Raw genomic sequence first — 13911 nt, 5'->3', positions numbered from 1 at the left:
AAGAAAAGGACACGAGTTATTTTCCCCGGTTATACAGAGAAGGAAGGAAAGCTGAGAACTTCCTAACGCAGAAAAATAACTTACCACCTTAGAGCTGCACTGGGGAAATGAAGTATCTAGTGCCGTGTAAACGACGTTACCGTAAATGAAGCCATTATGTTTTTTATGATGGGAATCTGGGTGGAACCACGGGTATAAGCACGCTCGTCCCTATTTTAGGGATGAGTGTGCTTTTTATTATGAAATGGAGAGATGAAAAATGAAAGAACAAATGATTGAAATTAAATTTCCAGATGGTAGTGTGAAAGAATTTGTAAAAGGAATTACTTTAGAAGAAATTGCGGGATCCATTAGCAATAGTTTAAAAAAGAAAGCAGTTGCGGGGAAAGTAAATGATGGGTTATATGATTTACGCCGAAATATTGAAGAAAATGCGGAAGTAGAAATCATTACTATAGATTCAGATGAAGGTGTAGAAATTGCAAGACACTCCGCGGCACATATTTTAGCGCAAGCTGTAAAAAGATTGTATGGTGATATAAATCTTGGAGTAGGGCCTGTTATTGAAAATGGATTTTATTATGATATGGATCTTCCAAGTAGTGTAAACATAGAAGATTTACGGAAAATCGAAAAAGAAATGAAAAAAATCATAAATGAAAATATAAAGATAGAACGAGTTGAGGTTTCTCGAGAAGAAGCAGCTAAACTGTTTCAAGAAATGAACGACCGCTTGAAATTAGAACTTTTAGAAGCAATTCCTAGTGGGGAAAGTGTAACACTATATAAACAAGGTGAATTTGTAGATTTATGTAGAGGACCACATTTACCATCTACAGGTTATTTGAAAGCATTTCAATTAACTCACGTTTCCGGTGCATATTGGCGAGGTGATAGTAATAACCAAGTGCTTCAGCGCATATATGGTGTTGCGTTCGCTTCTCAAAAAGAATTAGAAGAGTATTTACATTTCGTTGAAGAAGCAGCAAAAAGAAATCATCGTAAATTAGGTAGTGAGCTTGAGTTATTTATGTTTTCTGAAGAGGCTCCGGGAATGCCGTTTTATTTACCGAAAGGTCAAATTATCCGAAATGAGTTAGAAGCATTTTTAAGAGAAATTCAAAAAGAGTATAAGTATCAAGAAGTACGTACTCCGTTTATGATGAACCAAGAGTTGTGGGAGAAATCAGGACACTGGGGACATTACAAGGACAACATGTATTTCTCAGAAGTAGATAATAAGAGCTTTGCATTAAAGCCAATGAACTGTCCTGGTCATATGTTAATGTTCAAAAATAAATTACACTCTTATCGCGAATTGCCAATCCGTATGTGTGAGTTTGGTCAAGTGCATCGACATGAATTTAGCGGTGCATTAAATGGACTATTAAGAGTTCGTACTTTTTGCCAAGATGATGCTCATTTATTTGTAACTCCAGAACAAATTGAAGATGAAATTAAATCCGTAATGGCGCAAATTGATTACGTATATAAAACTTTTGGATTCCAGTATGAAGTAGAGCTTTCTACACGTCCAGAAGATTCAATGGGCGATGATAAGTTGTGGGAACAAGCAGAATCGGCGTTAGCAAATGTATTACATTCATTGAATTATAAATATAGACTAAATGAAGGTGACGGTGCATTTTACGGACCAAAAATTGACTTCCATATTAAAGATGCTTTAAATAGAAGTCACCAGTGCGGAACAATCCAGCTTGATTTCCAAATGCCAGAGAAATTTGATTTAAATTATATAGATGAGAAGAATGAAAAGAAAAGACCAGTTGTCATTCATAGGGCAGTATTAGGATCTTTAGATCGTTTCTTAGCAATATTAATTGAGCACTTTGGAGGTGCATTCCCGGCATGGGTGGCGCCAGTTCAAGTGAAGGTCATTCCAGTTTCGAATGCAGTCCATGTACAATACGCAGATGAGGTTGCGGATAAATTAGCACAAGCTGGTGTTCGTGTCGAACGAGATGTACGAGATGAAAAATTAGGATATAAAATTAGAGAAGCACAAATGCAAAAAATTCCTTATGTACTTGTTATTGGGGATAAGGAAATGGAGAACAGAGCTGTGAATGTACGTAAATATGGAGGAGAGAAGTCAGAAGTTGTTGCGCTAGATGTATTTGTCTCAAGTATTGAAGAGGAAATAAAGAATAGAGAATATTGAGTGTAAAGAAAACACACCATTAAAAATTGGTGTGTTTTCTTGTTTACCTTACAAAAATGTAAGGTAAATGTAAGCGAAATCGAAGGAACGAGTTGTAGAAAGATGAGAATATGAAGTAGGAAATAGGTTCATGTTATCTGTATAACCTTTTTAGTTAGAATAATTAAAAAATTATTAAGAATTTACATGAGAAAAAGATAAGAAATGTGTGAGAAATTAAATTTATACAAAAGGGATGGAGTGAAAGAGATGTCAACAAATGTAGTTACTGTAGAAAGTGTAGAAAAAACGTATGGGAAAAGAAATGAGAATCAGTCAAAAGCATTAAGGGGTGTGTCATTAAATATTAAAGAAGGGGAATTTGTCGGGATTATGGGTCCTTCTGGATCTGGAAAAACAACTTTATTGAATGTGATTAGTACATTGGATCAAGCGACAGGTGGTAGTGTGACAATAGCTGGTACAAATATTACTTCTATGAAGGGGAATGCATTATCAGATTTTCGATCTCAAAAATTAGGGTTCATCTTTCAAGATTTTAACTTACTAGAAAACTTATCAATTTATGAAAATATTGCTTTACCACTTTCTCTGCAAGGTGTACCTTCAAGTGAGATTACTGGAAAGGTAAATGAGGTGGCGAAGAAATTAGGGATTACTGAAATTTTAACAAAATATCCAACTGCTGTTTCTGGTGGACAAAAGCAAAGAACAGCGGCAGCACGAGCTTTAGTACATAATCCAGCAATCGTATTAGCAGATGAACCGACAGGAGCGCTTGATAGTAAAAATGCAAAAAGCTTATTAGAAGCGATGCAAGATTTACATGAAAATCACAATGTAAGTATTTTGATGGTTACACACGATGCATTTAGTGCAAGTTATTGTGAGCGTATATTATTTATTCAAGATGGTCTTCTATATAAAGAGTTAAAGCGCCAAGGAATGCGAGAAGATTTCTATCAAGATATATTAGGTGTGCTTGCTCATATGGGCTCAGCTGCAGAGTCTAAGTAGGGGGTGAGACTATGTTATTCAAATTATCACGTCATAGTATGAAAAAAATGTTAAAAGATTATATGGTTTTACTTATCGGTCTCGTTATTAGCATTAGTATTTTCTACATGTTCCAAACGATGGCGATGAATAGTGAATTTACGAAAGATAATAGTCTCATTAGTAGTATTAGACTCGTATTTTGGGTAGGTGCCATACTATTATCTTTCATTACTGTATTTTATATTATATATGCCAATTCTTTCTTACTCACATTAAGAAGAAAAGAACTCGGTATGTACATGATGCTCGGAGCGAAAAAGAAAAAAGTAGCACAGTTATTATTTATTGAAACATTCGGTATGGGTATTGTTAGTATTATTATAGGAATTTTAGTAGGGATGTTACTTGCAAGTGTAGCAGGAAATTTTTTAATGAATGGTATGGAAATTTCAGCAAAAGGTAGTTATTCATCTGTATATACACCAGCAATCTTAGTTACAGCTATTTTCTTCGTAATACTATTTTTTATTACTGGTTTAATGAATAGTATCCGTTTATTACGAAAAACAGAACTAGAATTAATACGTGAAGATGAAACACTAGATGAAGTGAAGAAAAGTAAAACTCGCATTATTATAATGACTGTACTTGGTGTATTACTAGTAAGTACAGGATACTATTTTATGATAAATATAAAAACGTTTGCTGAACTCGGTTTTATAATAGCAACAATCGTTACAACACTTGGAACATATTTTATCTTTAGTTCATTGCTCCCATTTTTTGTGATGAAAATTAAAGGGAATAAAAAACGAAATGAAACGGGCTTAAATAGTTTTACATATGCACAGCTACGTTTCCGAGTGAATAGCTTATCGAGAGTACTAGGTACTGTAGCAATGTTAATTGCATTGGGCGCAGGTGCGATGACTGCAGGTATGGCATTCCAAAAAAATGTAGGTATTATGACAGACTTCTCACGTGTATATGATGTCGTAATTCATGATCCAAATGAACAAGATATAGCTGCATTAAAAGAAATGGAAATTGTTGAAGAAAGCCAGTACAAGTATAAAGTTGATGGAGAAGCGGTTTATTACTTACGTAACGATTTAACTGCGAAACCGCCACTTGTTTCAGATCACTTTGATACAAAAACCTTAAAAGAGCCTGTTCGTAAACGTGTGACTGAACCTTTAACTGAACCAGTATATTCTGCTTTAGAGTCTCCTGAATTAGCAAAATTTCCTCGTATGCCGAGAGATTGGGAAGATGCAATTGTAAGAGAAATACAAATTACACATAATCAATTTAACGGAAAACCTGTAAGAATTGCAGATGAAGCACATTATAAAGGAATTCAAGGAACAGAACACACTGTAACATTAGCAAAAGTAGACGATATGAAAAAATATAAACCGTTGTTGATTGATATAGATAAGAGACAAAAAGAACAAATTGAAAAAGCAACAGGTGCAAAAGTAGACTTATTTACGAAAATGACAATTTATCAATTTATGAACAGCTTCATGAGCGGAACAATGTTTATGGGATTTTTCCTCGGAATTGCATTTTTAGCAATGATGGCAAGTTCCCTTATGTTCAAAATATTAACAGGTGCTTCTCGTGACGTACGACGTTATGAAATGTTACGAAAAATTGGTGTGAGACGTAGTATGTTAACAAAAAGTATATATAAAGAAATTTCATATTTATTTATCTTCCCAGCGGTTATTGGAATTTCCCACGTGTTAGTAGGGCTAAACTTATTTAGCTTCATATTAGTTGACCCGTTTGTAAAAGTGTGGGTGCCAATTGGGATTTTCTTAGTCATTTATTTCATCTATTACTGGATAACTGTTCAACTTTATAAAGGTATGGTAATGCCGAAAGAAGAGGTAGCTAAGTAGTTTATGAAAAGAGTCCTTGTTTGAAAACAAGGGCTTTTTTTCTATATTTGTAATACCAGTGATCAAGTTTTTCTACGATTAATGTATTGAAAATTAAGAAGATATTAAGAGTTTATATAGCGGAATGTTAAGAAGTGTATAGGATATTAATAATGTAGTTTTATAGAATTAAATTGTTATTTTTACAAATTTATAAGAAAGGATGCGTCTTATGAAGAAGATAAAAAAATTAATAACATTTATTGGAGTCATAACTACACTAACACTAATGGTAGCGCTAGTATTTCCTACATGGACCTCGCAAATAAATAGGGAAAATAGTATAAGTACATTAGAGCAAGTAGAGATAAATGGAAGTGGTCATGAAATTATGATACGCGGCAAAGATAAGAACAATCCGGTAATTATTTTTGTACATGGTGGACCAGGTACTTCAGAAATACCATATGCTCAAAAGTATCAAAAATTATTGGAAGAGAAATTCACCGTAGTTAATTATGATCAAAGAGGAAGCGGGAAATCGTATCATTTCTTTGAGGACTATTCAAATCTTACATCAGATCTTCTTGTAGAGGATTTATTAGCTATGACAGAGTATATTTCAAAACGTATGGGAAAAGAAAAGGTAATATTAATTGGTCATTCTTACGGTACATATATCGGAATGCAAGCTGCTAATAAAGCACCTGAAAAATACGAAGTGTATGTTGGGATAGGGCAGATGAGTGATACAGTAGAAAGTGAAATGGATAGTTTAAACTATGTAATTGAACAGGCACAAAATGCTGGGAATACAGATGAAGTTTCTTATTTTAATGGATTAACTGAAAAAATTAAAAATGGCGATACATACACTCCGCGAAATTATGTTGCGAAATATGGTGGAACATCAAGACTCATTGAAAACCCAGATGGTGATAACATCGGAATGTTACTCAGTAATGAATATAACTTGTTTGACGTAATTCGTTATAACGTTGGATTATCAAAATCTCAAACAATCTTATTAGAAAAGGATTTAAAGAATCCATTGCCTACTAAGGTGACGAAACTGAAGCTACCGTTTTATTTCCTTATGGGGAAATATGACTATAACACTTCATCTCATGCAGCAAAAACATATTTTAATACAATTGAAGCAGAGAAAAAAGAATTTATTACTTTTGAAAAATCCGCGCATTATCCGCAATTTGAAGAGAAGGAAAAGTTTTATGAGTGGATGTCCGATACATTTGTAAAATAAATAAAGTGTATCCGAACTATAGAGAATTAAAAAAGTTAGCGAGATATATCATTAAAAAAAGCGAAGTTAAATAAAAAAGACTCTTCTATAAAAAAACAAGAGTCTTTTTTATAATGTTCTCTATATAGAAGGAAAAGATTGGATAATAGTCGAAAAATATAATATAACTTCTGAGAAATGACTAAAATAATACTATTTTGTCGAGAGAAAGGATACGAAGTATGAAAGAAATGTTACAGTTATTTCGCAACAAAGTGTATGCACGTTTTTTTCTAGCGAATATTTTAGAGCGACTCGGTTCTATGATTGCTGGAGTTTCTTTAATGTTTTATTTGCTAGATCAATATGGAAAACAACCAGTTTACGCAACGATGACACAAATTATGATGGCATTACCTGCATTAATCTTTTTTTTATTAGTAGGGACAGTAGTGGATCGTTTTGATAGACAGCGTATTTGTACGGTAAGTAACATATGCTGTTCGTTCTGTAATATTGGAATTCTAATTTCGCTTTATTACGGGATGATTATACTTGTCTTCATATTTTTATTTTTGGAAAATGCATGTATACAATTTTTCTCTCCATCAGAACAGTCGATGATACAGGGTGTAGTTGAATCAGACCAATACGGTGCAGCAGCAGGTGTGAATCAAATGGTAAATAGTTTGTATGCTTTGTTTGGTGTAGGAATTGCAACGATGGTGTACTGGACTTTTGGAATTTACGGGAGCATTTTAGTAAATACGCTCACTTTTATTATGAGTGGTATTTTAATTCAAACGATCTCCATTCCAGAAAAAGTTCGTTTACCAAACGGTATAACAAAATGGAAAGAAGTTAATTTGAAGATGTTAATAACAGAGTTTCAAGGAGGGATCAAGTATATATATCGAAATGAAACTTTAAAAAAATTACTTTTAGGATTTATCGTGTTTGGACTATTAAATGGTATTTTAAGCGTATCCACAACTTACATATTAAAATATAAATTAGCACCAGCAACGTATGAAAGTTTAGCGATGGTGGGCGGTGCAGTTGGAGGGATTTCATTACTAATTGGAAGTATAGTAGCAACAAGTGTAGGTAAGAAATATGCACCCAAACCTATTATTGTATTTGGTATGGCGGGCTCAGGGATCTTTTTCGGTATGTGTTACTTTGTAAACCACGTATGGTCTTTTTACGTATGTATCGCTTTTGCGACATTCTTTTTACCGTTTATTAATGTTGCAATCATGGGCTGGATGTATGAAATTGTAGAAGAGTCATTCATGGGGCGTGTACAAAGCTTACTTAGTCCATTAACGACAGGATTCCAGCTTTTATCTCTCGGTGCGATAGCAATGTTATTCCCAAAATGGATTCGTGCAGATACATTGTATATTATTTTATTTGGTTTATTATTATTTGTTACATGTTTATATCAAGCTATTCTACCTAGTGGGCAAAAGCGAGTACATGCTGTAGCTGAAGAGATGTGATATATTTAGTTTTTGTTTCTGAATATTCTATCGAACGGTAAGGGGAAATCGTTATGTTGATGAGAATGGTTAAGTGGTGTGGGATTACTTGTTTACAACTAGTAGCTGCAATTTTATGTATAATCTGCCTAGGAGCGCTACCGCGTTTATTTAAGGGATTACAAATTGATTTAATCGGTTTTTGGAACACGATTGTATTTCTTGGAGGGAAGTTACTTCAACCGGGTGAAATTACATATGGATTTCGGGATTCAAGAAAACTATTTCCGCAAATATGGATTCATTATATTGAAACGATGATTGTATTTCTATCAGCTTTTTTACTATCTTTGCTTATAGCGTATATACTTGTTGTTTGGGTATTACAGCGTTCTCATATGAAACAGAAAATGTGGAACGGGATTTTTCTTACGCTTGAGAGTATACCAGATATATTACTTATTTTATTATCGCAACTTCTTGTCGTAATTATGTTTCAAAAAACAGGATTTATGCCGATCAAACTGGCTGGATTAGGGGAAGAAAGGATACGTTTGTTACCAATTATATGTCTTACAATACCAACAACATTATTGTTTATTAAACTGTTGTTATTACGGTTTAAAGAAGAATTAGAGAAAGATTATAGTTTGTTTGCTAAGAGTAAAGGGCTAAGCTTACGGTATATTTTGACACATCATATTTCAAGAAATGTTTTATTAACGACAATTTATTACGCGAAAACAAATATTTTATTTATGCTTTCCAATTTATATATTATCGAATGGATTTTCAATACATATGGTATGTTTGTTTTTGTAAAAGAAAATTCGAAATTAGAAATATTTACGGTGAGTCTAGTAATATTATACGTACCGCTTTTTATACTATTTCGTTTATTACATACGTTCTTACAAAATGTTATAAAGGAGCGTGTGTAATATGTGGCAAGTTGTAAAAAGAGATGTGAGATTTTGGATAGGTACTACTTTTTTGAGTGTGCTAATGATTGTTAGTATTGGATATACGTTGTTTTTTGATGGGAATATTCGCGAACTTACGATGATGTATAACGAAAAAGGAGAATTAGAAGCAGCTCCATTTGCACCATCAAGTAAATTTTGGTTTGGAAGTGATGTGAAAGGTCGTGACCTTGTTCAATTAATAATAGAAGGTGCAAAATGGACAGTTGGAGCGAGTATAATTATAGCGATTTTACGAGTTATAGTTGGAGGGGGAATTGGTTTACTTCTTGGTATGTATGGTAAACGTTCTTTTCCAGTTATTTCATCCTTTTTTGATCCTTTTAGTATTGTACCGATGGTTATGATTTCTTATTTTATGTTAAATGAAGTATTAACGTTTGATAGTGGAGCAGAAGTTGTGCCGTTGTATTTGCGGGTAGCATTTCAAATTATAGTTCTTGTATGTCTTGCTGTACCAACAGTGATGTTGTATGTAGCGCAAGAAGTAAAACGTATTAAGAAAGAAGAATTTATGTTGGCAGCTACTGTGCTCGGCGGGAGTAAGTGGCAGAGGTTGAAGCGCCATATATGGCCGCATATGTTACCATCATTTCTTTTATTAGTAGCTCAACAATTTGTAAGTGTACTATTACTTCTTTTACATCTTGGATTACTTAAGTTGTTTTTTGGTGGAACGATATTATTTGGATTAGATGCAGATAGTGTAACAAAGGAATGGACAGGTCTAATTGGTCAAAATTTCCGTCACTTAACTACTCATACATGGATTGTACTTATACCGATTGCTTTTTACAGTATGACAATTCTCGCAGGAAATCTAGTTAGTAATAGTATGCAAGATGCGATTAAACTAGGAAATGTAAGAATGCCTAGGAGTAAGGATAAAGAAGTAAAGGAAGAGAAACAAGTACAATCTACTGTGAATGATTTTTCTTTCTATAGAGATATACAAAAATAAAAAAGATAGCTGAAGACAAATCGTTTTCAGCTATCTTTTTTGTTTATAGTGGAGGTAAATCAATCTTACCCTCTTCAAATAATTCTTTTATCATATGCTTCGTATAACCAGCTGCTTGACCAAATGTGATTTTTGCTGGCATTGGTGCTTCATTAGCATCTACAACTACATCGATAATACATGGTCTACTTTGTTTTACCGCACTTTCGAAAGCAGGAAGTAGTTCATCTAAATTTTCAACGCGGTATCCAATACCTCCGCACGCCTCCGCGTATTTTGCAAAATCAGGGTTTGTTAAGTCTGTACCAAATTCGATATTCCCCATAACTTCTTGTTCGAATTTGATCATGGCGATTTTATTATTGTTTAAAACGACGACAACGATTGGTAGTTTATATTTAACAGCTGTTACGAAATCGTTCATTGTCATTCCAAAACCACCGTCTCCACAAACCGCAAATACTTGTTTATCCGGGAAAGCAATTTTTCCAGCGAGTGCACCAGGTAAACCGCAGCCAAGAGTTGCAAGCCAGCTAGAAATGATAAATTGTTGATTTGTCATACGGAAGTGCCTTGCTGTCCATACTGTTACATTTCCGACATCGACTGATAATATTGCGTCATCTTGAGCTACGTGTTGCAGTGCATGCATAACGCGTTGTGGCTTAATAGGAGTAGAAGAATCGTCTTCTTGATTGTGTAATTTTTCTTCCCACTTTTTCATCATTTCTTGATGATGCTCTAAGAAGGAATGGTCCTCATGTTTTTCTACATTTTCAAGTAACCATTTTAATGTTTTATCAGCATCACCAGCTAAGCCGATATCTGTTACATACCGTTTTCCGATTTGGGCCGGATCGGTATCGATATGGAGTGTTTTTGCTTTTTCAGGTAAGAAACCAGTGAACGGATAGGAAGTACCAACCATAATTAAAGTATCTGCATGTTTCATTGCTTCATAAGAAGGTTTCGTGCCAATTAATCCTAATCCACCAATACAAAGAGGGTGTTCATCAGGAATAATTCCTTTAGCTGGCAATGTAAGTACGATTGGAGCACCAATATGTTCTGCCAATGCAAGTAAAGATTCTCTCGCATGTTTCGTACCTTTTCCAGCTAAAATCACAGGCTTTTTCGCTTCATTTATTGCGAGTTTCGCTGCATCTAAATCTTCTTTTTGCGGAAATAATTCAGGTAAAGTAAAAGAAGTGTTTGTAACACGAGCACCATTTTTTACTTCAAATTTTGGAACATCATCTGGAATCGTAAGAACAGATACACCTTTTTTCGTATAAGCCATTCGAATTGCTTGATTCACGACAGCTGGTAGTTGTTCTGCTGACATAATGCGCTGATTATAAACCGCGACATCATCGAACATTCTTTCCAAGTTTACTTCTTGGAAAAAATCCGTTCCGAGTAAATCAGTTTCTACTTGACCTGAAATTGCTAGCACAGGAGCCTTATCGAGTTTCGCATCATATAAACCATTTAATAAATGAATAGCTCCAGGTCCTGCAATTGCCATACAAACACCAAGTTTCCCTGTTAATTTCGCATAAGCAGCAGCTGCTAATGCGCCAGCCTCTTCGTGGCGAACTTGAATAAATTTGATTTTATCTTGTTTTTTTCTTAAAGCTTCAATAATAGAGTTGATAGAATCTCCAGGCATTCCGTATATGTGTTCTACTCCCCAGTCAATTAACAAATCAACTAGTGCTTCACCGGCCGTTTTCCCAAACATAATTGTTCCTCCTTATAGTAGGTAGATAACATTATGTTTTGGAGAAACAGGAAAAATATACAAATGATTATATTTTTAACTTTAATGATGGCCAGTAAATAGTGTAAATACTGTTATTAATAAAAATCCACTAGTTGCCCACATTAAAAATGTAAGGAAAGAAAGCTGTTTCTTTGCCTTCCAAAGCATTTCATGAATTGTAACATAGCCAAGGGAACCGATAGCACTCCCCATAATGAGTCCTTGTAAATGAAGCGCTTTTCCTTCCATTAAGATACCAAAAACCGTACCGGTACCGAGAATAAGAGAAAGTAATAAAGTTGTTAATAAAAATGAAATATATTTATGTTTTGTAAAGAGAAAGGGGATGATTAATGCTAAGCCTTCAGGAATATGGTGAACGACGATCGCTATTAAAAAAGGTATGGCAGAGTCAGCATGATTAATAAAAGCAGTACCTAAAGCAAAGCCACTCGGCAAATTATGAATAAATATAGCAAAAGAAAGAAAAAGGAAAGTTTGCCATGCTTGTTGATTTTTTTTATGTATGGTTGGATGGTGACAATAGTTATCTAATAAGCTCATAACTAAAATACCAATAGCTATACCAAGTATAGGCCCAATTATTTCATAGCTTGCAAATGTTTCAGGAATAATTTCAAGGGATAAAAGACCAAGCAAAATTCCACCACATAATGCATATAAACGATGCATTTTTTCTTCAATTAGCTGGCGCGTAGCAATGCCAACAGCACCGCCTAATAATAAGCCACCAAATGAAAAAAATGTAACTATCATAGGAATCCATAATCGTTCCATCGTATCACACTCCGATTCTTCCACCTTATTTTTAGCTTACGAAAAGGAAAGTTAGATTAGTCCAAGTAATTATGTTTGATTATAGAGAAAAAACTAATAATTCGTTATAATTTATATATTAAATTTAAGTGTAAATATGAAATGAGGAAGAATTTTGCAATCAAAATGGAGTTTATCTGAATACGAAAATCCAAAACGATATGATATTGAAAATAAAAGTTTGTCAGATTTTCCGTTCTTACTATCATGGGCACAAAAACTACATATACAAAATGAATGGATTCTAGATATTGCTTGTGGAACAGGAAGAATTACAATTCCATTTATAGAAAACGGATATCAAATGATCGGTGTAGATATACATAAAGGAATGCTTGCTGAAGCGAAGAGAAAAACTATGGATTGTAAGAAGGTAAAATGGTTACAACAAGACTGCTTACAATTGAACATTGAAGATACCATTTCGCTAGCATTTATGGTGGGGCATGGATTCCAGCATTTCCTTACAAATATTCATCAAAATCAATTATTAACATCTATTCATCATGTGTTAGCTGAGAATGGTATATTCATATTCGATACACGTTTCCCTTCAAAAGAAGAATTAATACAGCCATCTGCAGAAGAATATTGGACAACTATTAGTGATGAAAAGGGAAGAAAATGTGATTTATATACTGAAATGATATACGATTCAATTCAGCAAATACAGCATTACATAACAACAAGAAGGTTTTATGAGGACGATGTACTAGTAGAAGAACTGAAAACAACGATAGATCTTCGCTATACATACCCGCAGGAGTTAGAAAGATTATTAGTAGCGAATGGTTTTGAATTATTACATATATATAATGATTGGGAAGGCAATGAGTTAGGGGGAGATTGCTATTCTATGGTAGTAGTTTGCCGGAAGAAAAAATAGTATTATTTTAAAAGTATGAGTGTAAAAAGCCTTTAAGGAGAGAAAAAGATGTCTTGGTACTTAGATAATGTTTATGAAATAAATAAAGAAGCGCCCTATACATTCTATCTTCCTAGCTCAGAAGTGTTGGAGAAATTAAAGATTGGAGATTTGGTAAAGCTAATTTTTGTATCTAAAAATGAGGAAGAAGATGGATTTAATGGTGAAAGAATGTGGGTTGAAATCATTGAAAGAAATGAGAAGAAGTTTGTAGGGGAACTGAGCAATGAACCATATCGCTTAGATTTAAAAATAGGTGATAAAATTTCATTTGGAATTGAAAATATATGTGATACGGAATATAACGACCCATCTTCAAAAGATTGGGATTTTTATTTTGATACGAAGGTAATTGTTAGTAATGATGTACTTGAAAGAAGAGAATTTAACTTTATGCTTAAGGAGGATTCGAGAGAAGAAGGCGACTCTGGTTGGTCAATTTTAAGTGGCTATGAAAGTGATGACTATGTGAATGATCCTAAAAACTTTCAAATTATTTCAATTGGAGTCATATTGAATATAGATGATACTATTTTGAAATTTCTTGAGGAACCACCATTATGTGCATATGAAAGAAATGATGAAGGTAGATTCTATAAAATTGAAGACTACGATTGGGATGCATATTTAAATGGATAGAAAA

At 33.8% G+C, this 13911-nt stretch carries 11 protein-coding genes; 9 read left to right on the top strand and 2 right to left on the bottom strand.

Annotated elements, in window-relative coordinates:
- Positions 1-259 precede the first annotated feature (259 nt).
- From thrS to MR083_RS24050, 7 genes are all read left to right on the top strand, one after another.
- The gene (thrS, locus tag MR083_RS24080; RefSeq protein ID WP_242269941.1) at positions 260-2182 is read left to right on the top strand and encodes a threonine--tRNA ligase; all 1923 of its coding nucleotides are present in this window, start codon (positions 260-262) and stop codon (positions 2180-2182) included.
- Positions 2183-2431: 249 nt separating this feature from the next.
- Positions 2432-3199 carry an ABC transporter ATP-binding protein gene (locus MR083_RS24075; RefSeq protein WP_016717448.1) on the top strand — a complete coding sequence of 256 codons (768 nt, stop codon included), beginning with the start codon at positions 2432-2434 and terminating at the stop codon, positions 3197-3199.
- Positions 3200-3210: 11 nt separating this feature from the next.
- On the top strand, positions 3211-5091 hold the full coding sequence (locus MR083_RS24070) for an FtsX-like permease family protein (protein WP_242269940.1): 1881 nt from the start codon (positions 3211-3213) through the stop codon (positions 5089-5091).
- A gap of 211 nt (positions 5092-5302) precedes the next feature.
- On the top strand, positions 5303-6334 hold the full coding sequence (locus tag MR083_RS24065; protein WP_000721366.1) for an alpha/beta hydrolase: 1032 nt from the start codon (positions 5303-5305) through the stop codon (positions 6332-6334).
- A 221-nt stretch (positions 6335-6555) separates the two neighbouring features.
- Positions 6556-7818: an MFS transporter gene (locus tag MR083_RS24060; protein ID WP_000661750.1), complete on the top strand. Its 1263-nt coding sequence runs from the start codon at positions 6556-6558 to the stop codon at positions 7816-7818.
- Positions 7819-7871: 53 nt separating this feature from the next.
- Positions 7872-8738: an ABC transporter permease subunit gene (locus MR083_RS24055; protein ID WP_000929039.1), complete on the top strand. Its 867-nt coding sequence runs from the start codon at positions 7872-7874 to the stop codon at positions 8736-8738.
- Position 8739: 1 nt separating this feature from the next.
- Positions 8740-9741 carry an ABC transporter permease subunit gene (locus tag MR083_RS24050; protein ID WP_000267892.1) on the top strand — a complete coding sequence of 334 codons (1002 nt, stop codon included), beginning with the start codon at positions 8740-8742 and terminating at the stop codon, positions 9739-9741.
- A 43-nt stretch (positions 9742-9784) separates the two neighbouring features.
- On the opposite strand, the gene MR083_RS24045 is transcribed toward MR083_RS24050, so the two are convergent.
- Complete coding sequence (locus MR083_RS24045; RefSeq protein ID WP_000467237.1) at positions 9785-11485, bottom strand: pyruvate oxidase; 1701 nt, start codon at positions 11483-11485, stop codon at positions 9785-9787.
- Positions 11486-11566: 81 nt separating this feature from the next.
- Positions 11567-12304 carry a ZIP family metal transporter gene (locus MR083_RS24040; RefSeq protein WP_000440596.1) on the bottom strand — a complete coding sequence of 246 codons (738 nt, stop codon included), beginning with the start codon at positions 12302-12304 and terminating at the stop codon, positions 11567-11569.
- Between the two features lie 154 nt (positions 12305-12458).
- Here MR083_RS24040 and MR083_RS24035 point away from each other — a divergent pair, with 154 nt between their 5' ends.
- Together MR083_RS24035 and MR083_RS24030 are read left to right on the top strand one after the other, a co-directional pair.
- Entirely contained in the window at positions 12459-13229 is a 771-nt protein-coding gene (locus tag MR083_RS24035) for a class I SAM-dependent methyltransferase (RefSeq protein ID WP_001190950.1), read from the top strand.
- 48 nt (positions 13230-13277) lie between these two features.
- A complete protein-coding gene (locus MR083_RS24030; protein WP_000119251.1) occupies positions 13278-13907 on the top strand; it encodes an immunity protein Imm33 domain-containing protein in 630 nt (209 codons plus the stop codon).
- Positions 13908-13911: the final 4 nt, after the last annotated feature.

Origin of the sequence: Bacillus cereus group sp. BfR-BA-01408, assembly GCF_022663305.1 — a bacterium.
In the GTDB taxonomy this organism is placed as follows: Bacteria; Bacillota; Bacilli; order Bacillales; family Bacillaceae_G; genus Bacillus_A; species Bacillus_A pacificus.
This window is presented reverse-complemented; position numbering and strand designations above follow the sequence as displayed.

Excerpts from the sequence above, each read along its gene's own strand:
- MR083_RS24045 (WP_000467237.1), bottom strand. The coding sequence starts at position 11,485 with ATGTTTGGGAAAACGGCCGGTGAAGCACTAGTTGATTTGTTAATTGAC.
- MR083_RS24040 (WP_000440596.1), bottom strand. The coding sequence starts at position 12,304 with ATGGAACGATTATGGATTCCTATGATAGTTACATTTTTTTCATTTGGT.
- MR083_RS24060 (WP_000661750.1), top strand. The coding sequence starts at position 6,556 with ATGAAAGAAATGTTACAGTTATTTCGCAACAAAGTGTATGCACGTTTT.
- MR083_RS24065 (WP_000721366.1), top strand. The coding sequence starts at position 5,303 with ATGAAGAAGATAAAAAAATTAATAACATTTATTGGAGTCATAACTACA.
- MR083_RS24070 (WP_242269940.1), top strand. The coding sequence starts at position 3,211 with ATGTTATTCAAATTATCACGTCATAGTATGAAAAAAATGTTAAAAGAT.
- MR083_RS24075 (WP_016717448.1), top strand. The coding sequence starts at position 2,432 with ATGTCAACAAATGTAGTTACTGTAGAAAGTGTAGAAAAAACGTATGGG.
- MR083_RS24055 (WP_000929039.1), top strand. The coding sequence starts at position 7,872 with ATGTTGATGAGAATGGTTAAGTGGTGTGGGATTACTTGTTTACAACTA.
- MR083_RS24050 (WP_000267892.1), top strand. The coding sequence starts at position 8,740 with ATGTGGCAAGTTGTAAAAAGAGATGTGAGATTTTGGATAGGTACTACT.
- thrS (WP_242269941.1), top strand. The coding sequence starts at position 260 with ATGAAAGAACAAATGATTGAAATTAAATTTCCAGATGGTAGTGTGAAA.
- MR083_RS24030 (WP_000119251.1), top strand. The coding sequence starts at position 13,278 with ATGTCTTGGTACTTAGATAATGTTTATGAAATAAATAAAGAAGCGCCC.